This is a genomic window from Bradyrhizobium sp. 41S5, assembly GCF_011516665.3.
GTDB classification, from domain to species: domain Bacteria; phylum Pseudomonadota; class Alphaproteobacteria; order Rhizobiales; family Xanthobacteraceae; genus Bradyrhizobium; species Bradyrhizobium quebecense.
The window spans coordinates 601,652-628,093 of the sequence record NZ_CP083721.1; the positions used below are offsets into that span (position 1 = coordinate 601,652).

The following is a 26,442-nucleotide window of genomic DNA, read 5'->3' on the forward strand; positions in this document are numbered from 1 at the left end:
TTCAGCCGAGTTGAGACGGGCTGTCGAATTGTGACTCAAGCTCCTGATAGAGGGAGCGAATCATGCGCTACGAACTCACCGACGACGAGTGGACTGCCATCAAGCCGAGCTGCCGAACAAGCCGCTGGCGTTCCTCGGGTAGACGACCGTCGTGTCCTCGACGGCATCTTCTGGGTCCTTCGATCCGGAGCACCTTGGCGCGATCTTCCGGAAGCGTTTGGTCCTTACACCACTTGCTACAATCGCTTTGTTCGCTGGCGACGAGCCTGCGTGTGGGCCAACATCATGAACGCCCTGGCGGCCGCTCATGATACCGCAGTGCAATGATCGACACGTCTATTGTCCGCGTGCATCAGCACGGTGTCTGCATCAATCACAAGAAGGCATTCTATGGGCGATCACGGGGCGGATTGACCAGCAAGATTCATGCACTCGTGGATACCAAAGGTCTTCCGGTCCGGCTGGCACTGACGCCGGGATGTCGAGGATGATGCAAACCGCCTTCTCGATGTCGGTGTGGTTGATGAAGGCATGCGCCAACGAAAGCAGAATGGGTTCGAAGGCGTCTGCCGCAGAAGGCGCTGCACCGCCTTTTCAACGCAGGCACAACGACAAATCCAGCGACAGGGAGCGTAAGCGCGCGAACGATGCATACGGGAAGATGATTCCGAATCTGACCCGGAACCTCCTTGATCCAAATCAACGCGGTGCCCGGTAAACGAGATCCTCTAACGGCGAAAAAGCAGTAAGATTTCATGCGTGTATCAAAAGCAATTGCCTTGTTCGGTAGCATTGATCCCAACGCTGACCGAATACGATCCGTCTCTTAAAAAAGCAAAAGTGGACCGTTATCATCTTTCGACGCTGCCAAATCACGCAGCACATAAGCGGGGTTGCAGATGCGCGCTCTCATTGCGGCGTTGTTGTTGGTGATGGCCGGACCAAGCTTGGCGTCCGAAATTGTTGTGACTGATGGCGACACGCTCCAATTGGATCGCACGATCTATCGGCTAGACGGCATCGATGCACCCGAAATCGATCAGACGTGTCTCGACCAACGAGGCGACGTTTGGCCATGCGGGGTTGCGGCACGCGATCGATTGAGTGCGTACATTGGAGAACGTACAGTCCGGTGCGAGGACAAGGGGCCTGACCCGGTCTACAGGCACCGACGGATAGGGATTTGTTCAATCGAAAGGGAGCCCACAACGCTCAATGAGTGGCTCGTTCGCGAAGGATGGGCGATCAAGTTCGATCCTGCCGCAAAGGGCCGTTTTACGGCGGAGGAAGCTGACGCACGTGAGAACCGGCGCGGACTATGGAAAGGATGTTTCGCGGAACCACGGGAGCTACGAGGATGGAATCACAATGGCGCACGGCTTATCGGCGGTGGTTGTCAAGCTGGTCATGAAAACCGAACACGCGACAAGCTATTCCGCGTCGACAGCCCCATGCCGCCGGGGTGCCCGATCAAGGCTAAGCTGGCGCTGCGGGCCGTAGGCTACGAAGGTATTTATCACCTGCCAAGTTGCGGGAGCTATCAACGCCTGAAGCGGGTTAATCGGTGGTTATGCACCGAGGAAGATGCTTTGGCGGCGGGATTTCGCAAGGCGCTGACTTGCCGATAGATGCCGCTGCTAGCAAATCTTCGCGCCTGGTATCAATACCAACCGCGCGGACGATTGTTGTGTCCGTCTTGAAGGGCATGGCTGTGCGCTCTCGTGCTCTCAAAGCCCTCACCATTCGCCGCCGGCGAGCGCGCCCTTACATCGCCCTTCAGCAGCGAGGCAAAGGGCTCCTCCGCGGCCCATTCCGGGTGCTGCGGGGCGAGCACCTTCACGCGGTGCAGGGCGAACAGCAGCTGGAAATACATCGGCTGCTCTGCCCACAGCGTGCCGTCATTGTCGAAGGTGACGATCCGCCACGCGAGGTCCGCATCGGACACCGCATCGTGATCCCGTCGGAATATGCCGCGCAGTGGCTCGTCAAGGCCGAGCCGCTGCAGGTGTTCGCGCAGCGCCGCGTCCGGCACACTCAGCGGATATTTGACGGATGTCGGCATCAACGACAAATGGATGAAAGAGACTGCTGCCGCCGTTCAACCCGGAACCGCAGCGCTCTTCGTACTGGTGCGCAAAGTCACTTCAGACAAGGTTCTTGAGAGGCTCAAAGGACGAAGCAGGTCAGCCCGAGCATCGTTCGCGAGAGGAGGTCTGGCGGCCGAATCTGGCATGATCGGCAGCAGAGGATCTGCGGGCTGCGGCAGCTTCGCAATTGCCTCCGCCGGAAGGGGGACGGCCTGGGGAGCCGCTGGTGATGCAACGTCAGCCTTCATACGTCCGCGTCACTCTGTTTCATCAGCCGGAATCACCGCATAGCCAAGCAGGCCTTGGCGATTGGAATATTGACGCAGCGCAAGGACGGTCCCCAGGCGGCATAATGACAATGCTATATTGGAAGCGCTTGTTTCAGGAAGACGCCTGTAGGACGGTGATCACCGCATTGCGTGCAAAGCGCATTGATCCACCTGGGACATCATGCAAGGAGGGCTCCGAACTCTGCTGCCTTCGATGTGTGGAGCGAGCAGCCTTTGATCTTCGTCAAAGTTCACGCGTTGTCAGCCGATAATGGCAGCAATCCGTCTAAGCCTCGATCAGGCCGCGTTCATAACAGGCTTTATCGTAAGGAAAAACGACCGCGGGGTCGGGTCTGTGGAGGCGACGGTGCTTTCCCGGATAGTTCAGCCGCCACAGCATATCGCGAATAATATTAAGTCGCGCATGTTCCTTGTCACCGGCGCGGACCACGGTCCATGGCGAGGTGACGGTATGCGTCCGCTCCAGCATCTTGTCCCGTGCTTCGGAATAGGCTGTCCAATACTTCTGCGCCTTGGCATCGATGGGGCTCAGCTTCCATTGCTTCAGGGGATCCCTTTGGCGGTCGGCGAGCCGCAGCTTCTGTTCCTGTTTCGAAATATCAAGGTAGTACTTGAGCAGGGTGATACCCGAACGCTCAATCATTGCCTCGAAAGCCGGCACGGTCTCGAGGAATTCCTCAGTTTCCTCCTTGTTGCAAAAGCCCATAACACGCTCAACTCCGGCCCGGTTGTACCAACTGCGATTGAACAGCACGATCTCTCCTGCCGCGGGCAAGTGCGAAACGTGACGCTGGAAGTACCATGAACGCTGTTCCCGATTGTTTGGCGGCCCCAGCGCCACGACGCGGGTATCACGCGGGCTTAGATGTTCGACAATCGACTTGATCGTGCCGTCCTTGCCGGCGGCGTCGCGACCCTCGACGATGACAAGGATACGCTGGCCCCGCTCAATCACGCAGCGCTGCAGCTTCACGAGCTCGATCTGCAGCCGGATTAGCAGCGTGTGATACCTATGGCGGCTCAAATGTTTCGGAAGCGGTGGCCGGTTCTTCATGGTGTGTTCCCTCCTGGCCGCATCAACCATCTAGGTCGGCGCGCCGACGCGACATCCGCAAATTTGCAGATCTCCGACCAGCGGTCACGTCACACTTGTCGGTCGGGTCGCAACGCGAAACCGATGTTGTGCTTGCACTTCGTTACCCGTCATCATGGCCGCTTGGATGGATCGCAGCGTTCTTGCCCGATGCCTCGACCGAAAATCAGTCCGGGTTTCGGCCGTCTGGATCGACATTTGCATGGGAACGTTCAACTCGACCATACTTCCCGAGGGGACCACCGGATAAGGGATCTGGTTATACGCTGCCCCGATTGGAGCTTTCGTTGACTACGCTGAAAGTTCTTCACACGACGACTTATCGGTTCAACGAATACGTGCGCCTGTTGCCGCACCGCTTGATGCTTCGTCCGCGCGAAAGCCGCGAGCTTCGTTTGATTTCGAGCAACATCAAGGTGACGCCGGACGCGGACCTGACCTGGGCGCACGATGTGTTCGGCAATACGATCGCGACGGCCACGTTTCAGATGGCAGCCTCCAACCTCGTGATCGTCGGCGTCGCGGAGCTCCAGCTCGACGCGGTCGCACGGCCGGTATTCGACATCGCTGTTTCGGCCATGTCTTATCCATTCCGCTATTCTGACGACGATTGGATTGATCTCGGTGCCCTGGCCTCCCCCCAATTCTCGGACGCGGCAGGAGTCCTGAGAAACTGGGCACAAATGTTCGTTCGGGGAAGTCGGACTCGCTGCTTAAGGACCTGAGCGTCGGTGTTTCTGAAGCCGCTCGGTACCAGAGCCGTGAGATGAGGGGACCCAAACGCCGCTAGAAACACTAGATCGCGGCTGGGGGTCATGCCGGGATTTCGCGGTGCTGTTCGCCGAAGCAGCACGCATGCTCGGCTTCGGAGCCAGGATCGTCTCCGGCTACCTTTACAATGCAGAACAAGGCAGCGTCGGATCGGCCGGTGCAGGATCAACCCATGCGTGGGCCGAGGTCTTCGTGCCGGGAGCCGGCTGGATCACTTTCGACCCGACCAATCGCAGCCTGGGGGGCTTCAATCTGATCCCGGTCGCGGTCGCGCGCGACATCCGGCAGACGATCCCGGTGTCCGGCAGCTTCGTCGGTAGCACCGGCGCCTTCGCCGGGATGTCCGTAGAAGTTCACGTCACATCATAGCGTGACGCAATGGAGCTTCGGGATGGCAGAATCCCGTCCATTAAATTGTCGTGAATGAGCAAATTTGACCATAAGCTCGAGCTGGCGCTGCGGCACGATATCCTTCATTACCGCTCCATTCTCGGCATCCACCGGTGAGTGGGAGTGTGTTGCCCCCTAGGAGGAGCATCATGCCCGACATTCAGCCCAGCCAAATTCAGCCCGTCGCGTTGTGGTGCCGCTTCGAAATGGTGGCAGGCACCTTTCAGACGAGGAGTTCTGCGCATTTGATTTCCCGGGATGCAAGCGATGTCCGAAAGCACAGCGCACTGTCCGGACTTTAGGAAGTTCGGAGGATCCCATGAATTCGGAGGCGTTGCGCGGATGGATTGAACGTGCCTGCCGCCCAAAAACGTCGTCTTTCGCTCCAGTCAGGAGAAGTACATTCACCTACAGAACCTCATTCTTTTCAAGAAACGTCTTGCAGAGCCGCACAGTGAAGCGGAGCGGGACGTGCTCTTAAAGTTGCTGGCGGATGAGGAGGCGAAAGAGCCTCAGCCGAAAAGAGGCGCTCTCTTGCCGCGTTGAACCGCATCAAGGAACGGCGTGCTCCAAATTCGAGAGGATACGACTATGAACCACCAGATCATGAAACCCGCGGTCGCCGCCGCGCTCTTCGGTGCGGCGACGCTCGGCTCGGTGCTCCCTTCGGTGGCTGCTCCGATCTCGCTGAGCACGAGTCTTCCAGAGCAAGCCGCTTCTTCATCGTAAGCGCGATTTTCTTCGCACGCCGGCGGTTTTGATGGATTGCCCTGGTATCGGGCGATACCGAGCCGTTCAGGCAGTGGCGGCTTTGTGGAAGTTGAAGGGCAGCAGGTCTGTAATATCGGCGTCGCCGGCGCGCTGAGGCAATTCGGTGAGGACGTGGCGCAACCACGCTAACGGCTCGACACGTGAGGCGCGGCAGGTCAGCATCAGGCTATAGACGACGGCACTGGCCTTGGCTCCGTCCACGGTATCGCTGAACAACCAACTCTTCCTGCCAGTTGCAAAAACCCTGATGTCGCGCTCCAGAAGATTGTTGTCAATCGGCATGCTGCCGTCCCCGGTGTAGCGCGTCAGATATTCCCATTGGTTTCGGGTGTAGGATACGGCGTCGCCGAGCTTGCTGTCAGGCAAGACCTTCGGGGCCATGTCATCGAGCCATACTTTGAGAGCATTGAGGATGGGGACACTATGTTGCTGGCGGAAGCGGCGAATGCAGTAGGCCTGTGTTTCACCCTTCTCCGGTATTCCGTCCCACGCCCGCCTTTCAACCCGGTAGAGCTGTTCAAAGAACCGCAGCGCTTGCTCGGGCGGACCGCCGCCCTTCTTCCTGGCTTTGAGGGCATCGACAAAGCGCCGCCGGGAGTGGGCCATGCATCCAATGTGGGTGGCCCCTTCCAGCGTGCGCCATGCGGTATAGCCGTCACTCATTACAATGCCACGGTAATCGCCGAGGAAGGCTTGCGGGTGGATTTGGCCGCGGCCCGGCTGATAATCCAGAAGAACGATCGGCTCGTGGCTGCCCTTGCCGCTGCGATAAGCCCACATGTACGATGTGCTGGTGGCCCGTTTGTCCTTCTCCTTGAGGACCTGAACCGTTGTCTCGTCGCCATGGATGAGAGGTTGTGATCTGAGCCGCAGCTTCAGGGCGTCGTAGATGCGATGCAGATGCTTCTCGCTCGAGCCAATCACCCAGTGGCCCAAAGCGCCGCGGCTGACAGGAACACCTGCACGTTCGAAGGCCTGCGCCAGGCGGTAGAGCGGCGTGCCATCGACATATTTGTGAACCAGCGCGAACGCCAGCGTCGAGGGCGTGGCAACGCTGCCCGGCAATGGTTGCGGCGGCATCGGCGCGGTCACGACAGGGGCGTGGATCCCGGTGCGATCGCAATGGCGGCACGCATATTTGAAGCGCACATTCTGTAAAACCTTCGCCTTCACCTCGATATGAAGTTGCTCGGTGACAGCCTCGCCCATGCGATGCATCTGGCCACGGCAGCAAGGACACGCCTTCTGATCGTCGGACAGGTCATACTCGACGCGCTCACGAGGTAGGTTCCCCGGCAGCGGCTTGCGGCCGCGCTTCTTTCCCATTGTGTTTTCGACGGGTGGCAAGCCCGTGTCCGGAAGTTCGGCGATATTGTTCGTTTCACTGCCGGCGTCCTCCTCATCGGAGGCCTGCTCGGCTTCATTGAAGAGACGATCAACATGCTTTTCGCTGCGCGGCGCAAAACGATGCAGGCGTGCCAGCGCCAGTTCTTCCTCGAGCTTGGCGACGCGGTCGGCGAGTTGATGGTTCTCCGCCTGCAGCGCAGCAATGCGTGCCAACAGCACTTCAACACTCGGATCGCCGGTTCGATTCATCGAATTCTTGAATCTGAACCGTACCGACGCGTCAACCGCTCAACTCGAGAGCTCAGCCGGCAACCTGATATTGCCGCACCGGATGGCGGACCATCGCATCGATATCGATGCCGTCAAGGATCCAGTGCAATTGCTCCGTCGTCAGCGTGACGATCGCCTCCTGGCGGCGCGGCCATCGGAACCTGTCTTCGGTCAGCCGCTTCAGGACCAGTACAAAGCCGGACCGATCGAAGAACAGAAGCTTCATCCGGTCGCAACGGCGATTGCAGAACGCAAAAACCGCCGGAGTGAATGGATCGAGCGCCATCGTCTCCTGGACCAGGACCGCAAGGCTGTTGATGCCAGCCCGGAAGTCGATCGGCTCACGGTGCAGATAGACCTGCAGGTCATCGCCCAGTCTAAACATCGCCCAGCGCTCCGATGATCGCCGTCAATGCATCCACATCGCCGCATTCCAGCGCGAGCTTCACGCCATTCGGCAGCGACACGCTCACTTTGGCCGGAGAACAAAAAGCTGGAGTCCCTTTGGGTTCCGAACCACGCACTTCATCGTAAGCCGGCAAATCAACCGTCGCCACGCTGTCTTTTCGCGACAGGTCCCGCTCGGACTTCCCCTCAAGCTGAACCGGGATGAACGCCGGGCGTGAGGACGGCGGCAGCGACCTGGTCGCGCTGTGCTTCTTGATCCACTTCCGAAGGAGGTTCGCGTTGACCCCATGTTCGAGTGCAAGCCTCGATACCGAAACCCCAGGCTCAAGGCAGGCCGCGACAAGACGCTCTTTCGATGCCGCCTCGTAGCGCCGGCGACCGTTCCGGCCGACAAGCCTGACCCGCAGTTTCTGATCATCGTCGCTCATCACAAGGTGTCCACCTATTTTGGTGGACACCTCATGCATCAGGACTCTCAAAAGCAAAAGGTGCGGAGAAATTCGCGCTTACTCTTCATCCGGAGTGACAGAGGTCTACTACCGACGCCACTACCGTCGCGGCTACTACGGCGCTCCGGGGGCCGCAATCGGTCTTGGCATTCTGGGCGCCGCGGCTGGAGCCGCCGCTTACGGAGCCTACGGCGGTGGCTATTACGGGCCGGGCTATTACGCGCCAGGCTACTACGGCGGCCCCTATCCCTATCGCCACCACTACTACGCCCCGTATTGAGGGCGCGAGCGACGCTGTTTGAGTGCGACGGTCTTCATCATAGCGTCGCACTCAACGCGGTTGTGAGGCTAATCAAGAAGCTTCGCCTGGTAGTGGGTAACAGACACAGCGAACACGTCAGGCCCTACAAGTAAGGCACAACGTCGGGTGCCGGACATAGTTGATTTGCATCAATCTGACATTCCTTTGCCGTTCTAGGTTCATCGCGCAGTTGCAGTGAGAACCTCTCCGCCATTTTGCCCCCAGATTTCGTACCTCGAAACGGAGACAGGCCGAAAACTCGGCCGTTATCGTGAATCTTTTGAGCTGAACGTTCAGGGCATCGCCGCGCCACAGACGTTTATCGCTGAATTCGAGCGCGACACAGAAGGGCGGCTCTGCCTCAAGGGGCGTCTGCGTCAGGATGCGGCCGGTCCCTGGTGGTTCCGCGCCGTCACTGGCGCCACGCCGGATGGGCGGCGCGCATTGATCATTTGGCGCAAGCTCACCGGCAATCTTGAGCACGACAATCTCTTGCTCGACACGTGGTTCACGCGCGTCGGCTATTCCGCCAAGGACAGCTAATTCGGCCTCATCTACGTCAACGGCGACAATAACCTGGAGAATCTAAAGGCGGTCGACGAAACGTGGAAGGTCCGCTTGATCGAAGAGGACTTCCACCGCCTCGATATGGAGGGCCTGTGATGGCCCGTGCTGCGACCAAAGCCAAGCCCCGCGCCGGCAAGCCTCAGGTTCCCTTTGTCCACAAGCTCGTCTTGAACCAGTGCCTTCTCTCGCTCCCCCACCGCAACGATCACGCGTTGGGCTCGTTGAGTTCGTTCTTCCCAATTAACCGGCGCTACGTTCCTGTGCAGGAACGCCCCGCTGTCAGACCGCCTCACGCCGCACCTACCTGCTGGTCGATTGGAAGATCTGGGCGCAAAGTCACAGCATTCCAGAACATTCGATGGGCGAACTCGGTCCCGCTCAGACGCCTTATCCGACCGACGACGATGTGAGCACCGACCCTCTAGGCCGCTAAAGCAAATCGACGACAGTGTTCAAGATAAGCTGCTTCGTGCGACGCAACCAAGGAAACGACGCTGCTCCAGAGCCAGCTTGGCGCGTCCAGCGACTTGCTCTTGGATGCGGCGAGCGTCCGAAGCCATTGCTTTCGTTCTGCACCGTCCATCTGGCGCCCATGTGCCTTGCCCACGACTGTCGCTAGATACTTAGCAACATCCTCAGCTTCGTCTTGAGCCATAGAATCGAGATCGAATTTCAAATCTTGCGGCAGCAGCTCCCGAATAAAAACCGAGCGTTTGCCGATACTGCCGGACACCATTCGTTCTCCCAGGTTTGGCGAAAGATTTCTAGCTCCCTCCACGACTCGGTCGCCATTCGACTTGGGCATGCGAACTTTCTTGTACCGTGGAGCCGATGCCGTCACCGCCTCCTTGATATCCATCAACGCGTATTCAGCCGAACGGCCTGATCCGACTTTGACCAAAACGGCGTAGCGCAAAAGCCCAAGCGAGCTGCAGCCCTTTACCCAGTAAGCAGCATCGGCGACCTTGAGTCGGCAATCATCCTTGCGGGATTTGAGCGTTGTGATCAGATGCTGAAGGGGGATAGTTGCAAACAGCTTCTTAATTCGTTTGCGTTCCAAGTCCGATATCGAAAGAAACTTTTTGCCTAGCGGGATCGTGGGCTTTGTGTTTCGGATCCGCTCTTCAGCGAGATGCTTCCAAGTGCGCCGTGCTGACTGCCGCACCACCAGGCGGATTGTTTTCGGCATATCGCGCAAATCGTCTTCTGAACGAAGCGCCTCCTCATAGCCTGCGATCATTGCCTCCATCATCTTGGCCGCGGTGACGCCGGGTAAGTTGGAGCCCCGCGAGGCTGTCGTGAGCGACAATGCTAGGCGGATCAAGTCGTGAGACGGATTGCCAATTACGGTCTGGTCAAGATCACGTATCTGTACTCGTATCTTTCCATCTGCGTCCGCCAGAGGCCCCAAATTGCCTGCGTGACAATCGCCGCAGATCCAGACCGGAGGCCCCTCTGGCAAAGTGCCTCGTCGTTGAGCGTCTAGCCACTCATAGAACTTGATGGTGCTTCCGCGAACATAAGCGTGCGCCGAGCGTGCCATCTTCAGCGTTTGTTGTGTTTTCAGAATGCCTTGCCGCGTTGAATCCAGGTTGCTCACCAGCCCTCCCGCACAGCCTAAATCGGGTTCCAGCAGATGGAACTTTATGAGAGCCTTAAAGTTCCGCCGGGTTACCGATACCGCGGCGGGCCGCACGTTATCTCGGCCTGCGGCCGCGCGGCGCGGTGGCAAACGTTAGACCTAGAACCTTAGCTCTGAGCCGCACTGCTGCTTCGGCTGCGGTTCATCTCAACGGCAATGTCTACAGCGTAGCGGCCTTCCGCGATAAATGTTTGCAGAGTGCCGTCTTCATCGGGGTCCCAAGGGCGGTTCTTCGGCATCGTGATGCAAATCAGTGTGTAAGGCCAATTCGTACTGGCGAGCCTTTTCCAGCAGCGCGTCTCTGACTGGACCAGGCGGCAGAAGCGCGGCCTGCCTGCGCGCCTCCCGTGCACATTCAGCGCTGACTTCTTGTTCTCTCGTCACGATTCGCCTCCAGCTCCTTGCGGACGGCCGCGGCAGAATTTCCGACTTTATCGACCGCCTTGCGAAGCTCTTCCTTCGAGACACCGAGCGCATGAGCCCAGCATTTCACTTGGTCAGGCGCATGCAGATCGATCTTTGAGCGCTCGAACTGATCTTTTTTTGTAAGGCTGTCCATTCTCGAACAACCCCGGCTTGGGCGCTCCGTTCCTAAGAAACTGTCTGCCTGATTCGTATGTCCATCGGACAGTGCCGACATGACAAAGGCAGCATGCAAACGACCGGGTTCACCCATTGGCAAAGGGCCCGCGAAAAGCCGACCTGAAATATAAGCGCCGTTCGCGTCGGCCCTAAACCGATAAGGAAGTCAAGCAGCTTCGAGCGCTGGCAAAGGCGAACACCCCGAAAGGCGTTATCAGCCGAGTTGCATTCGGGCAACATCGTTCGGAAAGATGCGTCATCAACCTTCTTTCGCCATTGCGCGACCGCGTCCCAAGCCGACAATCCGCCTCGTCACATGCTGCAATCTGGCTCCCGAGGAGCCCGTGGAGGCTGGGATGATGAACTCAAGACGGGTGCGGGGGGCGGCGTTGGGCGGGACGGTCGTCCTGTCGGGCTGTATCGTCTCGTGGGTTGCGGCGTTCGGTTCGGCTGGCATCGAAAAGATCGGTGCGTCAGTCACCGGTGCATCAGTTGATGAGCCCCGCGCACTTGCTGTCGTTGCCGATGCCGTATCTGAGACATCACCAGCAACTGCCACGTCGAACGCTGCCGTCGACGGCCCCAATGCAGTGGTAACCATGAGCGAACAGGAAGCGGTGGCGACCACCAACGCTTCGCCGTCCGTGCACGAGACGGAACCTGTCGTCGCGGCCGCGTTGACCAATCCGGCGCTGCCGCCGGACACTCAACCGGGGCAGGCGCGGGCAGCGAATAAGCCGGATCCGGAGCCTCGCGTGGTAAAGGCGGCGGTAGACTCCGTCGAAATCCTCGACGAGTGCTGGGACGTCAGTGCCTGCATCGACCGCTATCTCTGGGCGCTCTATCAGAGGACGCCCAAGGAAGACACCATCAAGGTGCCGGAGCAGAGGGAGGTGACGGTCAAGAGAAAGAAGAAGATGGTGACGGTCACCAGAACCTTCACCAGACTTGTCGATGAGGATTTCGCCTGGAAGGACACCAAGGCGGCCGAAAGAGCCAGCATGCCCATGATGGACTACGTCATGGGAGGCGTCGATCGGAGCTTCAAGCTGAAGCTCTTCCGTGCACTTCTCGCGGCGGAACAGGCCGGCCTGTCGCCCGGTATCACCAGCGCGTTCCGCGATGACTACCGCCAGTCGATTGCAAGCGGGCTGAAGGCGGCCAGCAACAGGTCGTATCACGGCGGCAGCCTCCGTGGCGGCTACGGCCATGGTCTCGCCGCCGACATCGTCAGCATCGACGGCGCGACGCGTGACGACCGTTGGAGATCGTCGGAAAAGCTCTGGAAATGGGTCGACGCGCACGGCAAGGAGTTTGGCGTCGCGCGCCCCTATCTCGATTTTGATCCCCCGCATCTGGCGCCTATCGATGGCCAGGAATATGCCGCTCATCGCGGCGGCGCCAAAACGCGGCACGCGGCGCTGGACGCGAAGACGCACAGCCGTCACGCGGCGCACGATAATTACGTCGCAGTGAAACGCGCAAAGACAGCGAAGTCATCGAAGGTGCGAACGATCTAAGCGGGATCACGGTGCTCCGTATGGTGGGGGTAGCCCACCGGGTCCGCGCAAAAGCGCGTCGCGATGAAGGCTCCGGCGCAACCCACCAAAGTCGTACCCCGAAGATGGCGGGCTGCGCTTCGCTACGCGTGTACTTACAAAGGCCACGTTCGCGTTGCCCTGAAAAGGCGACATTGCACCTCCGCAATCAGGTCTGCGTTTCGCTGGCCATCGCACTCAAGAAAGGTGCAGGGGTGGTTTGATCTGGGTCAAACAACTTTGATCTACGTGATCTAAGAGACTTTTCCGCTAGTCCGATGGCACAGCTTGTGTCGACAACTCATTGGTCCCCATTTTGCTGTCAGGAGTGCGCGATGAAGACCGAACAACCTTTCCCAGATCTGGTTGTCGCTGCGAGTATCGCCGTTGCATTCTTTGCTCTCGCATTCAACCCGGGAGTAGCGCAGGCCCAAGGCGCCGGAGTGGAGCGCCCGCCAGCGCAGGTCATGCACTTCGACCCGAACGGCAAACTACCGTCGACGTTTACGCTCGAACTGCGCAAGGGCGTCACTGCCACACTGCCATTCGACGACAAGCGCGACTTCGACGAGGCCAAGAAGGGCTTCATCGCCGAGCCGCCCTACAAGCAAATCAAGGCCGATGCCGGCCACGTTGCTTGGGATATGGGTAGCTATCAGTGGCTGCTGCAAGACCAGGACTTCCAGAGCATTCACCCCTCGTTGCAGCGCCAGGCCGTGTTGAACATGGCCTATGGTCTGTACGAAGTGTTGCCGGACAAGATCTATCAGGTGCGCGGCTTCGACCTGGCCAACGTCTCGTTCATCAAGGGCGATACCGGCTGGATCGTGTTCGACCCGCTGACGGCCAAGGAAACCGCCCGCGCGGCACTTGAGTTTATCAACGAAAAACTTGGTAAGCGACCGGTTGTCGGCGTCGTCTATTCGCACTCGCACGTCGACCACTTCGGCGGTGTGCGCGGCGTGGTGGATGAAACCGACGTCGTCAGCGGCAAGGTCAAAGTCATTGCCCCGAAAGGCTTCCTTGAGGCAGCGATCTCCGAGAACGTCTTCGCCGGCAACGCCATGTCGCGCCGCACGCAATGGCAATATGCGGTATTGTTGCCGCGCGACCCGCTCGGCCATGTGGATCAGTCGATCGGCAAGAATGTGGCCAACGGCAACACCGGTCTGATTCCCCCCAACCTGATCATCAGCAAGGACTTCGAGGAATTGACGCTCGACGGCGTGACGATGGTATTCCAGAACACGCCGGACACCGAGGCGCCAGTAGAGATGAACACCTACTTCCCGCAGTTCAAGGCCTTCTGGGCCGCGGAGAACGTGACCGGCACCATACACAACATCTATACGTTGCGCGGAGCGCCGACCCGCAACGCTTTGAACTGGTCGAAGGAGATCAATGTCGCGCTCTGGAAGTTCGGCCAGGAAGCCGAGGTGATGTTCGCTTCGCACAGTTGGCCTCGCTGGGGCAACGCCCGCATCCAGGAGGTGCTGCGCGCGCAGCGCGATGCGTACGCGAACCTGAACAATCAGGCGCTGCACTACGCCAACCTGGGTGTGACGATCAACGAGATCCAGAACGTCTACCAAGTACCCAAGAGCCTGCAGCAGCAGTGGGCTGCGCGCAGCTACCACGGCGACGCGCAAAACAACTCGCGCGCCGTCATCAACCGGTTCCTCGGTCACTATGACGGCAATCCTGTCAACCTAGCGCCGCTGTCGCCGAAGGATTCGGCGCCTCTTTACGTCGAAATGATGGGAGGCTCGGCGAAGATCATTGCCAAGGGCAAGGAACTGTCGGCCAAGGGCGAGTACCTGCAGGCCACAGAGATTCTCAATCGCCTGCTGTTTGCCGAGCCGCAGAACAAGGAGGCCCGCGGATTGCTGGCGGACGTTTACGAACAACTTGGCTACCAGTCCGAAAGCACCAGCTTTCGTAACAGCTACCTGCAGGCATCCTATGAACTGCGCAACGGACTACCTGGCGGCACGCCTCAACGAAGCACCGGACCGGACGTAGTGCGCGCGATGTCGACGGAAAACTGGCTCGACTTCCTGGGTATTAGCATGGACCCGAAGAAAGCCGATGGTATGCGCTTCACTATCAACTTGGTCACGCCCGACAACGATGAGAAGTATCTGGTTGAGATGAGCAACGCCACACTGACCAACATTAAGGGCGAGCAGGCAAAAAACCCTGATCTGACGATCACACTCAACCGCGCCGACCTCAACATGGTGATGATGGGTGTCAAGTCCTTCGACGACCTGATCAAGACCGGCAACGCGAAGTTCGAGGGTGACCGTAAGCCCTTTGACCAGCTCAGGGAGCTCATGGTCTCGTTCACGCCAAACTTCGAGATCCTTCCGGGTACCGCGCCAAAATCGCCGACGGAGGGCCCCAAACCGTTCGAGCTGCCTGACATGCTACCCTCGGGGGAAGGCGACTGAAGGCACTCCAAAGCCTTTCCAAAGCCATCGGCAGATTTCACTTAAGGGGTCACAAGGCGACATCGTTGGGGACACGGTCGCGCGTCGGCTTTGCCTTCGAAAGCGGACATCCCGAATTTATGAGTGGTCGCTCTTACAGGAATGAAAGCACACGTCCCTTCAGAGCATCCTATGCAGCCCGCCGGGCGGGATTCGGACCAACTTGCATGGCCTACGTAATACGGAGAGCCTTTGGATATTTGGATGTTCTTCCCCAGCGAGAGGACCTGAGCCGCAGCAGATGAGCAATTTTGTTCTAGATTCTCTCTCTCCGCCATTTGCGCGATGGTGTACGCCAGACTACGATTTCGAACTATTTCGCGCGCAGCGCGCTGTTAGGCCCTCGATCCTTGCGCGGGCCCATTTGTCCAGGAGTTGATAATCGCACCGCTACGTCGGCCCGGCCTTTAGAACGTAGCCGTGCCGTCCCGTCTTGCTTCAGGCGTTATCTCGATACAGAGAGTGTTTCCTCGCATCGTGCGGCGAATACCATGAGGTACTCGCCGATCTCTCTGCCAAGGGCTTCGGTGGGTTCGATGTCTTGCAGGCTCATGTTGAGCGCGTAAATCGGCAGACCTTCGACGACGATCGGAGTGGCGACGGCGAGTACGCCGGGCTGCCAGGAGACCGCACAGTAGCCGTCGCGCCTGACGGAGCGGATTGATTTCTGCACCTCGGCGATCAGCGCCTTGGTGGCGGCGGCATTACGTCGCCGGAATTGCACGAGCAGCGTGTCGCGGGCCGCGTCCGGGATCCCCGCGAGATAGGCGCGCCCAAGCGAGGTCAATTCCATCGGTACCTGTTGACCGGCCACAATGCTGCGCAGCGTCGGGCGCGGGCTGTAGCGAATGGATTCCAGGTAGACCATCATTGTACGATCCGCCGTTGCGAGACCGACGTTCAGCCGGCGCCGCGTGGATTCAGCCCGCATCAGCGGGCTGAGCACCTTGAGCACCGGCGATCCCATGCGGACGGCGTGGCCGAGGCTGAGGACGGCGGCGGCAAGCCGATAGTTTCGCTCCGTCCGGACTTCGTCGAGCATGCCGAACTCGACCAAGGTCTTGGTCAGTCGGCTGACGGTAGAGCGAGGCAGGCCGGTGCGCTCGGCGATCTCGCCGTTGCCGAGCGTATCGACGCCGGGCCGGAAGGCACGCAGGATCTCGATGCCCCGCTCCAGCGACCGGTTTCCATTTGCGCCACCAGAATATTCCCGCGCTGAAGCCATGCCGCGCTCCGTCTGACCCATTCCACTAAATGGAAATGGAGGATATCCGCTTTTATGACAACTCAGTATACAAGCAAACAATAAAACAAAGCGCAAAGCATCTCGGGAGCATGAAACGCAATGTCTAACATTCCTGTTGGGTAATAGTCCGGCGTGGTCCGGTTCGTCGACTTGGACGCGACGGGCGCCGGCTTGAAATCGATACATCGTTGGTCCCTCGGCGCAGGCGCGCCGAGATGTCCGGGTCGGCATCCGCCGGCGCGGCCGGAGTGATGCGTCTTCCGCGATGAAAATCTGCGCACAGTGCCAAACCACAATCGAAGGTATGCACATGACCTATAAGCTGATCGAGTTCTCAGTCGATACCGGCGTCGCCACCATCGCCCTCAACAGGCCCGACCGTCGAAATGCCATGAGCGACGACATGCGCTCGGAATTTGTGGATGCGCTCCAGGCGGTCGCGGGCGACAAGTCGATCCGGGCGCTGGTTTTGACGGGGCGCGGCAGTGCGTTCTGCGCGGGCGGCGATATCAGCGGCATGAAGCGGCGCCTGGAAGCCCCGCAAGGCGAAGTCGCATTCAACGGCTGGAGCAGGCAGCAGGGCGTGCATCGGGTTCAATCCATGCTGCTCAACCTGCCCAAGCCGACCATCACCGCGGTGAACGGTGCCGCAGCCGGTCTCGGCGCCGATACCGCGCTCGCTTGCGATTTTCTGATTGGATCGGAGCGTTCGAAATTCACCTGGTCCTACATCAAGCGCGGACTGATCCCCGATGGTGGCGGCTCCTACTTTCTTCCACGACGTGTCGGACTTCCCAAGGCAAAGGAGTTGATCTTCACCGGGCGTATGGTCGAGGCCGACGAGGCTCTCGCGCTCGGCATTCTCGATCGCAAGGTGACCTCCGGCGAGCTTCTTTCGGCCGCGCAGGCATGGGCCGTCGAACTCGCGCAGGGATCACCGACGGCGCTCGCACTGGGTAAGAAAATCCTGAACCAGACCTTCGAGCATTCGGCACACGAGATCTTTGATCTTGGCAGTCAGGCGCAAGCCATCTGCTACACCAGCGCCGAGCACCGCGAAGCGGTGATGGCGTTCCTCGCAAAGTCGTCCTCGAAGGAGTGATGCCATGAACGCCATCGCACGCCTCGTTCGACCGCGGAGTGTCGCCGTCATCGGCGCTTCCGCCGATCCAGACAAGACCACTGGACGGCCGGTGGCATTCCTGCAAAAGCACGGCTTCTCGGGCACGATTTATCCGGTCAACCCGAAGGTCGAACGCATCGGTGAGCTCACCTGCTATCCCGATGTCGGGGCGCTACCGGCGGTGCCCGATGTTGGGATCGTCCTCCTGGGCGCGGAGCGCGCGCATCTCGCGGTGCGGGAGTTGTCGAAACGCGGCGCCGCCGCAGCGATCGTCCTTGCGAGCGGTTATACCGAAACCGGCGAGGAGGGGGCTTTGCGCCAGAGGCAGCTTCTGGAAGCTGCCGGTTCGATGCGGATCCTTGGCCCCAACACGATTGGCCTCGTCAACCTGACGGACAATATCGTGCTGTCGGCCTCGGGCGCACTGGCGATGGATCACTTCCCCGCAGGCCCAATCGGGCTCGTGTCGCAGAGCGGCGGAATCCTTGGGGCGCTGCTCTCCCGCGCGGCAGCGCGGGGCATCGGGTTGTCGAAGCTCGTGTCCACGAGCAACGAAGCCGACCTCGAGCTTTCGGACTTCATCGAATTTCTTGCAGCGGACGAAGCCACCAAGGTGATTGCGCTGTACGTCGAGGCGATCCGGCATCCGGTCGGTTTCCGCGAAGCAGTCCGAAAAGCGCGGTTGGCCGGCAAGCCGGTGGTGGCTTTCAAGATCGGCCGTTCGGAGGCCGGAGCCAAGGCCGCCGTCTCGCATACCGGCGCGCTCGCCGGCTCGGATCGCATGTACGACGCGCTGTTCAGGCAGCTCGGTGTGATCCGGGCGAAGACATTCGAGGACCTGCTCGACATTCCGGCCGCTCTCGCTGCGGGGCGGAAGCTTTGTGGAAAGCGCGTGGCGATCCTCACTTCCACTGGAGGCGCCGGAACAATCGTTTCCGACAGTCTCGGCGTCGCCGGTTTCGAGACGCCCACGCCGGATGCCGAGACCGCGGCTCGTCTTGCGTTGCTGCAATCCGGCTCCCATGCCAATCTCGACCGCAATCCGGTCGACCTGACGCTGGCCGGCCTGCATCCGGACATCCTGCGGGGTGCGATCCGCGCTCTGCTTGCCAGCCCGTGTTATGATGCCCTGGTGATAATTGCAGGGTCGTCTGCCGTCGGATCTCCGGCGCTTCTTGCAGATGCTGTCCGCGACTGCCTGCCGGACTCCGACAAGCCGGTCATTGCTTATGTCAGCCCGTACGCGCCGGACGTCGGCGCGGTTCTCACGGCGCGCGGCGTGCCGGCCTACACGTCAGCCGAAAGCTGCGCGTCTGCATTCGCAGGCTTGCTCCTGGCGGCCCGGTGTTCGCGCCGCGAAGTTGCTTTGTCGGTCGAACGGCGGGTCGACATCAGCGAATTTTCCACGGGCTCACTCGACGAGGCCCAGGCCAAGGCACTCTTCACCCGGTTCGGCATTCCCGCGGTGGCCGAGCGGATCGTCGAGACATCGGCGGAAGCGGAATCCGCGGCGCACGGCCTTGGCGAGAAAGTGGTCCTGAAGGTCCTGTCCGGCGAGATCACGCACAAGAGCGATGTCGGTGGCGTCGCGATCAATCTGACGCCGGATACGATCGGCGGACGGCTTATCACCATGGCGAATGATGTAGAGAAGGCGACCGGCGAGCGTCCGCAACGCTTCCTGGTTCAGGAGATGGTCGCGGGCGGCACCGAGTTGATCCTGGGCATGCACCGCGATGTGCTCGGCACAGCGATTCTGCTCGGCATGGGCGGCGTCACCGCGGAACTCTTCAAGGATACAACCATGCGTCTCCTGCCGCCGCAGGGTGGCCTCAGCCGCGATGACGCGCTCTCGATGCTGCATGACCTTATCACCTGGCCGTTGCTGGACGGATTTCGGGGACGGCCGAAGTCGGACGTCGAGGCGCTGGTGTCCACGATCGTCGCCTTCTCGCTGATGGCGGCACAACTCGGCGAGCGCCTGATCGAGGCCGAGATCAATCCGGTCTTCGTCTTGCCGGCGGGTCAAGGCGTGCGCGCCGCGGATGGCGTCGCGGTGCTGGGAGCGGCCGCCGGCTGAGCAGGCTCCGCTCGGTCCGGCATAGGCATTATCGAACGGTCTGACGAAGGTCTGGCCGCAACGAACATAGAAAAGCATCGGCATTTCGCCGGTCGCCAAAATCAAAACGGAGGATACGCATGTCGACGCTGGTTCATGCTGCGTCCGATTCAACCGGAGTGAGCACGAGGAAATTTCTGACCGTGCTGATTGCGCTGGGGATCATGATCGCAATCATCATGGCGCCATCGCCGGCTGATCTGTCGCCGGCGGGACAGCGCGTCATCGCCGTGATGACCTTCGTGGTGCTGATGTGGATCACCGAAGCAATCCCCTACGGAGTAAGCGCGGTCGCGCTCATATTCCTCTTGATCTTGGCGCTCGGTTTCTCGCCCGCCGGGAACGACCCAGGCACAGTTCTTGGAACCGCAAAGGCTATTCCGCTCGCGCTCAGCGGCTTCTCGAACAGCGGCTGGCTGTTTGTCGCGGCGGGCCTCGCCATGGCGGCTTCGATCACGAGCACCGGGCTCGAGAAGCGGGTGGCCTATCTGATCCTCAAGCTGGTCGGCACCAACACCCATGCGATCATGTTCGGCATCATCCTGACCGCCTTCGCATTGACCTTCTTCATTCCCTCGGTGATCGCGCGAGCGGCGACGCTCGTTCCGATCGTGATCGGACTGATCGAGGCATTTGGCCTTCCGCGCAGCAGCCAGATTGGCAAGGCCATGCTCCTTCTTGCGGGCATTCTGCCATCGGTGACCGGCGTGGGAGTGCTCTCGGGAGCCGCGCCCAATCCGGTGATTGTCAGCTTCCTGACAGGAGCAGGCCAGGCCCAACTCGGCTATGTCGACTGGCTGGTCTATTTGCTTCCCTACACTGTCCTTTTTTCCATCGGCCTCTATTTTCTCGCGACCCGGCTCTTCAGATTTGAATTTGCAGAATTGCCTGGGGGAAGCGAGTACATCGCCGCGCGCCTCGCGGAATTGGGGCCGATGTCCGCGACCGAGAAGCGGGCGTCGTTCATCATGGTGCTAACGATCCTCCTCTGGGCGACCGACAAGATCCACCATGTCGAGGCATCCGCCATTTCGGTGCTTTGCGTGCTGCTGCTCGTGATGCCGGGTGTCGGGATCATCACCTGCAATGATCTCTACAAGCGAATTGACTGGAATTCGGTTCTGCTGTTTGGCGCGGGAATTTCGATGGCGGAGATGCTGACCAGGACCGGTGGGGCGGCGTGGCTGTCGAAGGTGGCGTTCGTCGAGTCCGGGATGGGACGCCTGTCGGTCACGGCACTGGCGATCATGATCTTCGTTGTCGTGTTCTTCGTACGCTTCTGCTTCACCAGCATCACGTCCTGCCTGACCGCGATCACGCCAGCGATCATCGGCTTTCTGGTCTCCCTGCACAATCCGGACCTGCCGATCGTCGGAATCGTACTTGGCGTGGCTCTCATTGCCCAATGTTTGTCGATCATTCCGGTGACGTCAGCCCCCGCCATGATCGCATACGGCGCCGGCGGCTTCACGACGCGGGACATGATGCGTCTGGGGCTGCCGCTCGCGACGGTCATGTACAGCCTCATCGTGCTGTTCATGTTCACCTACTGGCCGCTCGTGGGTCTCTGGAAGTGAACGGGAGAGCGCGCATGGATCGGAGGAGAACGCGCTGCCCTTGGTGGTATGTCGTCGGCGTGGTGGCTGCGCTCCTGGCCGGGTTTCCTCGGGTCGTCGTGGCCGACGAGATCCGAATTCTGGTATCGAATGCCGTTCGCGAGGCATACAGCGAGTTGCTGCCCGCCTTCGAGAAAGAAACCGGGCATCATGTTTCGGTCGAATGGGGTGGAACGGTCGATATTCTCCGGCGCGCAGGCGCGGGGGAGAATATTGATGTTGTGGTCGTGCCTGCGGGGCGCGTCGACAGTTTGATCACGCGCGGCATTGCCGTGAAACGAACGGATTTGGCGGCGTCCGCCATCGGTGTCGCGGTGAGGGTCGACCTCCCCCGGCCAAATATAGCAACCGCGGAGGCTCTCTCTCGCGCGCTACGCGATTGCCGGACAATCGTCATTTCGTCGGGGCCCAGCAGTGAGCATATGCCTGCTCTCTTCGAAAGATTGGGTGTTGCCCGCGAGATTGAGGGGAAGATCCTGCAACTGGCTCCCGGCCTGTCGGTTGGAGAGGCTCTTGCGGAGGGCCACGGGGATATCGGCTTCACGCAGATCAGCGAGTTGCTCGCCATCAAGGGCATTTCCTATGTCGGGCCTCTCCCGGCCGAGATTCAGTCGGTCACGGTTTTCTCAGCGGGCCTGCTGAAGCCGTCGGCATCGTCTGAGCCGGCTCGGGCTTTGATCATCTTTCTCTCGGGACCGAATGCGGCGGTTGTCTTGAAGAAGCATGGGCTGGAGCCCGGCAGTCCATGATCTCTAGCCGGTCTACGATCTGTAGCTCGCACCGAGTTGCACAAAAAAGGAATTTAGCTTGAGAAAGATTTTGCTGATCGTCACCATCTCGTGGTCGGTCGCGTGCGCGCTGTTCGCGCTGGCCCAAACCTCGATCGGGCTCCCGACCGTGGCCGCCGAGCGAGCATTCTTTTACGTCGGCGGACGCTACGTTGGCGAACCCGGTAAGGAGCTTATGCATGGCCAGATGTATGTGGAGTATCTGGCGCCGAAGACAATTACGCAGAAGTATCCGCTGATATTGATTCACGGCGCGATGCAGACGGCGACCAACTGGATGATGACACCGGATGGTCGGAAGGGCTGGGCAGAGTATTTCCTCAAGCAGGGTTACGCGGTCTATTTGGTCGATCAGCCCGCTCGTGGTCGTTCGGCTTGGCACCCAAACGTTGACGGGGCTCTGCGGAGTTTTACCGCGCCGCAACTGGCGCGACAGTTTACGGCCCCGGAGCACTACAATCAGTGGCCTCAGGCCAGGAAGCACACCCAGTGGCCAGGCTCGGGTGAAGGGAAAGGACGCATGGGTGATCCTGTCTTCGACGCCTTCTACGCGTCTCAAGTCGATTCGCTGGCCGGTGACGAGGAGACGCAGAGTTTGATCCAATCCGCCGGAGCCGCACTGCTTGACCGGATCGGTCCTGCGATCCTCTTGACCCATTCGCAAGCGGGGCCGCTCGGCTGGGCGATCACGGAAGCGCGGCCGGCTCTGGTCAGGGCGATTGTCGCTATCGAGCCAAGCGGTCCACCGTTCGAGAACGCGGTGATGAACGCCAACAAAGCAAGAGCGTGGGGGTTGACCGATATCCCGATGGCCTACGATCCCCCGGTTGCCGCCGCGTCCGAGCTACGCACTGTGAAGCAGCCGCAGCCCGATGGTCCCGATCTCGCGGCTTGCGTCCTGCAGGCAGAGCCTGCGCGAAAGTTGAAGAACCTGACGGGGCGGCCGACGCTCATCGTCACCGCGGAAGCGTCTTATCATGCGGCCTACGACCACTGCACGGTAAAATACCTCGATCAGGCCGGCGTATCGGTTCAGGCCATGCGGCTGGAGGACAGTGGTATCCATGGGAACGGGCACATGGTGATGCTGGAGCTCAACAATCTCGAAGTGGCGGCGGCATTGGCAGCTTGGTTAAAGGAAAACGCGAAATGCTCAAAACGTCAGCGCCTCCTTGTTGAAGAACTCGTCGCTCCATTCAAGTATCGGTTGAACCGAACCTCGCTTGCCAAGCGAAGTTCGGCGGTTGGCGCTTTTGGACAATGCGGGTCGTTCATGTGGGGCTATGGTTTTGCGTCCGGTAGGTCCAAGCCGCTCTTCTTCATCGATTCCGCTGACGCGGGCGACGTCAGATACGCCAGAAACTGCATCGCAGCTTCCATATCGGTTGCCTCGGAAGAGACGGCGGCAGAAACTACGCTTTTCTTCTGCAACTCTTCGGGCAACGGGCCGACTACGCTGATTCCCGGCTCCAGGCGCAACTCGCTAATCTGTTGGAGCCCGAGTTCGACCTCACCGCTGGCGATCGCTTCGCCAACAAATTTCCGGCCCAGAATGACGTGGCTCTTGCCTGCGACCTGATCGACGATGCCTAATTTCTTGAGAAGAACGGTGGCAACATACGTTCCGCTGGCTCCCTCGGAATAGCCGATCGAGGTGGCGTCCAAAAGTGTCTGGCGTAGTGCTGCTTCCGTCGAAACGTCCGGCAGCTTGTGTCCGGTCTTCACCGCAACACCAATCTTGGAGACCGCGACGTCCTTTCGCTCGACGGGAGTGAAGTATCCGCCCTTGACTAGTTCGTCCATGCCGGTGTTGACCATGATCAGCACGTCTACATGTTCACCACTCTTCACGCGGACTTGGCTGGCTTCGGGCGAATTGCCGGATGATGGTCCCCACGACATGATGACCTTACGGCCGGTCTCTTGTTCGAAGCGAGTGGCGATCTCCTTGAACGAGCCCTTCAGAATACCGGTGGTCAGGACTTTGAGTTCTGCCGCGCGGGCTGCGCTCACCAACATCAACACGGCGGCGAGCGAGGTCATGCTTCTTGCGATAAGTGCTGATAATTTTGCCATTTAGCGGCGTCCCCCCAAGTTTTTCATGCTTGGAGATGCCTATAGCCGCGCTGACGCGAGCATTAAAGGTTCCGCTTTCACTAGGTGGAAGGGTCGATTGCCGGGACAGCTTAAACGGAGGCCTGTCTTTTGCGGGGCTTCAAGATAAAGGGATACTCGGTCGTGATCTACCGGCGAAAGCCGCTAACGAGGCGACTGTGAAGCTGGCGCGGGGAATTGCACCGAGTGAGCGATACCAAGAGGTAGAATCAGAAGGTGCCGCCCAGTTCAAGGAGCGCGTGCTCCACTATGGCGCCTCGGTGTTACCGTGACAGTGCACAAAATTATTGCGAGTAACGACCCCGACGTCAAGCTGCCGTCTGCACGGAACATAATCGTGTCAATGCATTGAAGCTGTCACAATGCAACTTCCAATCATAGGTGAAGAAGTTTCGCCTGACGTTATGCCGGATAGCGCCCGTTGCGCGCGGGGCGCTCGCCTAATTATCAAATCCGACAAACACCGTCGCTTCCTCGACAGACTTCCGCTCCGACACGACCGCATTTGCCGGAAAGGTTTCGTCCGGCCAGCCCAGCGCGATACTTTTCATGATGACCTGATCGTCGGCTATTCCAGCGTGCTCGCGCACCACGGGTGATTGCATGATGCCCTGGCTGTTGATCACGGCGCCCAGCCCGCGAGACCAGGCGGCATTGACCAGGGCGGTCGCCACAGCGCCGCAATCGAAGGGCGTATCGTCGCTGCCGTCCAGCACCCTGTCGTAGGTAATGATCACGCAGACAGGCGCGTCGAATTGACGAAAGCCACGCAGCACCCAGTCCTGGCGCTTGTCCTTGTTGTCGCGCTCGATCCCCATCGCGGAGAATAATTGCTTGGCGACACCGACCTGCCGGTCGCGGTGCTTGCCTGCGAAGGCCTGACCGGTGCGGAACTCGCGCGACTGCGGTATGCCGGCCGCCATCCGCTCGGTGTTGCCGGCGCGGATCCGATCCAGCGGTTCGCCGGTGATGACGTAGAAATTCCAGGGCTGGGTGTTCATCGACGACGGAGCGCGCATCGCCAAACCAATGATCTCCGCAATCAGCGCCTTGGGCACTGGATCGGGTTTGTAACCGCGGATGCTCCGGCGACCGAGGATAACGTCGTCAAACTGCATCTGTGTGGTGTTCCCCGGACAAGTCCTGAATCAGCTTTCGCCTGACGCTACAGCGGACAGCATCCGTTGCGCGCCCGTGGTCGTGTAGCGGATTTTGTGAAAATGAAATTGTGCCGCTGATTTGCCCGACGTGTCAAATTTTCGGTCCAAACGGTCGGTTGCGGCGGTCGCCGGCTACTTTGCATGGGGTTGTTTTCGATGTTTTTGGTGGGAGCCGCCGGGACCCGGCGCGGCGGCAGCCTTCTGAAGGCGCGAAGGCCTTTCAGGTTGTTGCTCAAATCGTGGGTTTGAGCCTGGAAAGGTCGAAAACTCGTGATCTTTCAAGGAGATTCGATGACACTGTCTCCGCCATTTGCGCGATGTTGTACGCCAGACTAGGATTTTCTGCGATGTCATGCGCTAGATGGCAGCGCTTCGGAGTTGACTGAAACTCCCTCCGCCACTTTATTTCCGCCCAGCCCCAGGACTAAGGTAACCGATCGCACCTCCGCGGGAGACAGCCCCGCGCCGAATGGACTGTCGAGGAGTTTGCAGGCCGAACTGTGCGAGATCGTGCTGCATGAAGCCCAGGAACCAGATGCTTCCGTCGATCTCCGTTCTGAAGAGGCGTCGGCTGCGCGGCAAGGCCGCGAGTTTCCCTTCCGTTGATTTACGTCAAGCTGAAGCAAGTCCATCACCGCTAGACGGATTTATCCGAAAGCCCGGGGGCGCGACATGATGACCGTTTGCCTGAAGTCGCTGATGATCGTCAGTCTGACCGCTGTTTTCGCCGCGGCCGTTCACGCCGAAGATGCCGATGTCGGCAAGGTCGAATTTCAAGCCTCGTGCGCAAGCTGCCATGGTGTGGACGGAAAGGGCAGGGGACCTGTCGCTGAGCAGCTGAAGGTGTCGCCCGCCGATTTGACGGCTTTGGCCAAGAACAACAACGGGGTCTTTCCTATAACCGCCGTCTATGAAGCCATAGATGGGCGGAGAACAATTTCCGCGCACGGCACTCATGAAATGCCGATTTGGGGGGAACGATTCAATCCCGTTAAGAGCTTGCCTCACATTGTCGATCCGGCCTACGACGCGCTCGATCCTTCCCGGGATCTGCGGGAGGTTGTCGTGCGAACACGGATCCTCGCCGTTATCGATTATCTGAACCGCATTCAGCAAAAGTAGCGACGGCGAAGGCGTTCGGGATCGTCGTGTTGCCGACACGGCTCGGCCGCGGCGACGCGATCTGCTGCAATAGATGAGCGGCAGCCCTGTGGCGCGCGACGGCCGCCGCGCGCAACATTGATCCCCATCAAGGCCGCTGCGAGCAAAGTTGTTAG

General features: G+C 59.8%; 22 protein-coding genes and 3 pseudogenes. 15 read left to right on the top strand and 10 right to left on the bottom strand.

What is annotated here, in order from left to right; translation table 11 throughout:
• Window positions 1–62: 62 nt before the first annotated feature.
• From HAP47_RS02905 to HAP47_RS02915, 3 genes and pseudogenes are all read left to right on the top strand, one after another.
• Window positions 63–479 (top strand): annotated as a pseudogene (locus tag HAP47_RS02905) (IS5 family transposase); the annotation flags it as partial.
• Between the two features lie 8 nt (window positions 480–487).
• Window positions 488–718, top strand: a complete 231-nt coding sequence (locus tag HAP47_RS02910; RefSeq protein WP_176396241.1) for a hypothetical protein — start codon at window positions 488–490, stop codon at window positions 716–718.
• A 214-nt stretch (window positions 719–932) separates the two neighbouring features.
• Window positions 933–1,628 carry a thermonuclease family protein gene (locus HAP47_RS02915; RefSeq protein ID WP_231169051.1) on the top strand — a complete coding sequence of 232 codons (696 nt, stop codon included), beginning with the start codon at window positions 933–935 and terminating at the stop codon, window positions 1,626–1,628.
• A 32-nt stretch (window positions 1,629–1,660) separates the two neighbouring features.
• Here HAP47_RS02915 and HAP47_RS41505 read toward each other — a convergent pair whose 3' ends face one another.
• Window positions 1,661–2,062 (bottom strand): hypothetical protein, encoded by a 402-nt coding sequence (locus tag HAP47_RS41505; protein ID WP_371821729.1) that lies wholly within the window; start codon window positions 2,060–2,062, stop codon window positions 1,661–1,663.
• 13 nt (window positions 2,063–2,075) lie between these two features.
• Between HAP47_RS41505 and HAP47_RS41510 the strand changes: the two genes are divergently transcribed.
• Window positions 2,076–2,378: a DUF1269 domain-containing protein gene (locus HAP47_RS41510; protein WP_371821730.1), complete on the top strand. Its 303-nt coding sequence runs from the start codon at window positions 2,076–2,078 to the stop codon at window positions 2,376–2,378.
• A 264-nt stretch (window positions 2,379–2,642) separates the two neighbouring features.
• Here HAP47_RS41510 and ppk2 read toward each other — a convergent pair whose 3' ends face one another.
• Window positions 2,643–3,431: a polyphosphate kinase 2 gene (gene ppk2, locus HAP47_RS02930; protein WP_173639512.1), complete on the bottom strand. Its 789-nt coding sequence runs from the start codon at window positions 3,429–3,431 to the stop codon at window positions 2,643–2,645.
• Between the two features lie 326 nt (window positions 3,432–3,757).
• Between ppk2 and HAP47_RS02935 the strand changes: the two are divergent.
• Both HAP47_RS02935 and HAP47_RS02940 read left to right on the top strand, forming a co-directional pair.
• Window positions 3,758–4,610: pseudogene (locus tag HAP47_RS02935) on the top strand (transglutaminase family protein).
• Between the two features lie 612 nt (window positions 4,611–5,222).
• On the top strand, window positions 5,223–5,360 hold the full coding sequence (locus HAP47_RS02940; RefSeq protein WP_173637096.1) for a hypothetical protein: 138 nt from the start codon (window positions 5,223–5,225) through the stop codon (window positions 5,358–5,360).
• Window positions 5,361–5,426: 66 nt separating this feature from the next.
• Here HAP47_RS02940 and tnpC read toward each other — a convergent pair whose 3' ends face one another.
• From tnpC to tnpA, 3 genes are read right to left on the bottom strand one after another with little or no spacing between them, the layout of a single operon-like run.
• Window positions 5,427–6,998, bottom strand: coding sequence for an IS66 family transposase (gene tnpC, locus HAP47_RS02945; protein WP_166213725.1), 1,572 nt, complete (start codon window positions 6,996–6,998; stop codon window positions 5,427–5,429).
• Between the two features lie 52 nt (window positions 6,999–7,050).
• On the bottom strand, window positions 7,051–7,404 hold the full coding sequence (gene tnpB / locus HAP47_RS02950) for an IS66 family insertion sequence element accessory protein TnpB (RefSeq protein ID WP_166073804.1): 354 nt from the start codon (window positions 7,402–7,404) through the stop codon (window positions 7,051–7,053).
• A complete protein-coding gene (tnpA, locus tag HAP47_RS02955) occupies window positions 7,397–7,855 on the bottom strand; it encodes an IS66-like element accessory protein TnpA (protein WP_166073826.1) in 459 nt (152 codons plus the stop codon). Before tnpA ends, tnpB begins: the two co-directional genes overlap by 8 nt.
• A gap of 517 nt (window positions 7,856–8,372) precedes the next feature.
• Here tnpA and HAP47_RS02960 point away from each other — a divergent pair.
• On the top strand, window positions 8,373–8,720 hold the full coding sequence (locus HAP47_RS02960) for a hypothetical protein (protein WP_173639511.1): 348 nt from the start codon (window positions 8,373–8,375) through the stop codon (window positions 8,718–8,720).
• A 445-nt stretch (window positions 8,721–9,165) separates the two neighbouring features.
• Here the strand turns inward: HAP47_RS02960 and HAP47_RS02965 are convergent, their stop codons facing one another.
• Window positions 9,166–10,344, bottom strand: a complete 1,179-nt coding sequence (locus tag HAP47_RS02965) for a DUF2252 family protein (protein WP_371821731.1) — start codon at window positions 10,342–10,344, stop codon at window positions 9,166–9,168.
• A gap of 397 nt (window positions 10,345–10,741) precedes the next feature.
• The gene (locus HAP47_RS02970; protein ID WP_173639510.1) at window positions 10,742–10,945 is read right to left on the bottom strand and encodes a DUF3606 domain-containing protein; all 204 of its coding nucleotides are present in this window, start codon (window positions 10,943–10,945) and stop codon (window positions 10,742–10,744) included.
• Between the two features lie 379 nt (window positions 10,946–11,324).
• On the opposite strand from HAP47_RS02970, the gene HAP47_RS02975 reads away from it, so the two are divergent.
• Together HAP47_RS02975 and HAP47_RS02980 are read left to right on the top strand one after the other, a co-directional pair.
• A complete protein-coding gene (locus tag HAP47_RS02975; RefSeq protein WP_173639509.1) occupies window positions 11,325–12,488 on the top strand; it encodes a peptidase M15 in 1,164 nt (387 codons plus the stop codon).
• A gap of 353 nt (window positions 12,489–12,841) precedes the next feature.
• A complete protein-coding gene (locus tag HAP47_RS02980) occupies window positions 12,842–14,959 on the top strand; it encodes an alkyl/aryl-sulfatase (protein ID WP_173639508.1) in 2,118 nt (705 codons plus the stop codon).
• A gap of 484 nt (window positions 14,960–15,443) precedes the next feature.
• On the opposite strand, the gene HAP47_RS02985 is transcribed toward HAP47_RS02980, so the two are convergent.
• On the bottom strand, window positions 15,444–16,223 hold the full coding sequence (locus HAP47_RS02985) for an IclR family transcriptional regulator (RefSeq protein ID WP_173639507.1): 780 nt from the start codon (window positions 16,221–16,223) through the stop codon (window positions 15,444–15,446).
• A 331-nt stretch (window positions 16,224–16,554) separates the two neighbouring features.
• Between HAP47_RS02985 and HAP47_RS02990 the strand changes: the two genes are divergently transcribed.
• The 5 genes and pseudogenes from HAP47_RS02990 to HAP47_RS03010 all read left to right on the top strand — a co-directional run.
• Window positions 16,555–17,346 (top strand): enoyl-CoA hydratase/isomerase family protein, encoded by a 792-nt coding sequence (locus HAP47_RS02990; RefSeq protein ID WP_173639506.1) that lies wholly within the window; start codon window positions 16,555–16,557, stop codon window positions 17,344–17,346.
• Window positions 17,347–17,350: 4 nt separating this feature from the next.
• On the top strand, window positions 17,351–19,447 hold the full coding sequence (locus HAP47_RS02995) for an acetate--CoA ligase family protein (RefSeq protein WP_173639505.1): 2,097 nt from the start codon (window positions 17,351–17,353) through the stop codon (window positions 19,445–19,447).
• Window positions 19,448–19,566: 119 nt separating this feature from the next.
• The gene (locus tag HAP47_RS03000) at window positions 19,567–21,063 is read left to right on the top strand and encodes an SLC13 family permease (protein ID WP_173639504.1); all 1,497 of its coding nucleotides are present in this window, start codon (window positions 19,567–19,569) and stop codon (window positions 21,061–21,063) included.
• Between the two features lie 14 nt (window positions 21,064–21,077).
• Window positions 21,078–21,851: a substrate-binding domain-containing protein gene (locus tag HAP47_RS03005; protein WP_173639503.1), complete on the top strand. Its 774-nt coding sequence runs from the start codon at window positions 21,078–21,080 to the stop codon at window positions 21,849–21,851.
• Window positions 21,852–22,170: 319 nt separating this feature from the next.
• Window positions 22,171–22,950, top strand: a pseudogene (locus HAP47_RS03010) (alpha/beta hydrolase); the annotation flags it as partial.
• Between the two features lie 221 nt (window positions 22,951–23,171).
• Here HAP47_RS03010 and HAP47_RS03015 read toward each other — a convergent pair.
• Both HAP47_RS03015 and HAP47_RS03020 read right to left on the bottom strand, forming a co-directional pair.
• On the bottom strand, window positions 23,172–23,966 hold the full coding sequence (locus HAP47_RS03015) for a molybdate ABC transporter substrate-binding protein (protein ID WP_371821732.1): 795 nt from the start codon (window positions 23,964–23,966) through the stop codon (window positions 23,172–23,174).
• Between the two features lie 479 nt (window positions 23,967–24,445).
• Window positions 24,446–25,123 carry a nitroreductase gene (locus tag HAP47_RS03020; protein WP_173639502.1) on the bottom strand — a complete coding sequence of 226 codons (678 nt, stop codon included), beginning with the start codon at window positions 25,121–25,123 and terminating at the stop codon, window positions 24,446–24,448.
• A gap of 714 nt (window positions 25,124–25,837) precedes the next feature.
• Between HAP47_RS03020 and HAP47_RS03025 the strand changes: the two genes are divergently transcribed.
• Window positions 25,838–26,287: a c-type cytochrome gene (locus HAP47_RS03025; RefSeq protein ID WP_173639501.1), complete on the top strand. Its 450-nt coding sequence runs from the start codon at window positions 25,838–25,840 to the stop codon at window positions 26,285–26,287.
• Window positions 26,288–26,442: the final 155 nt, after the last annotated feature.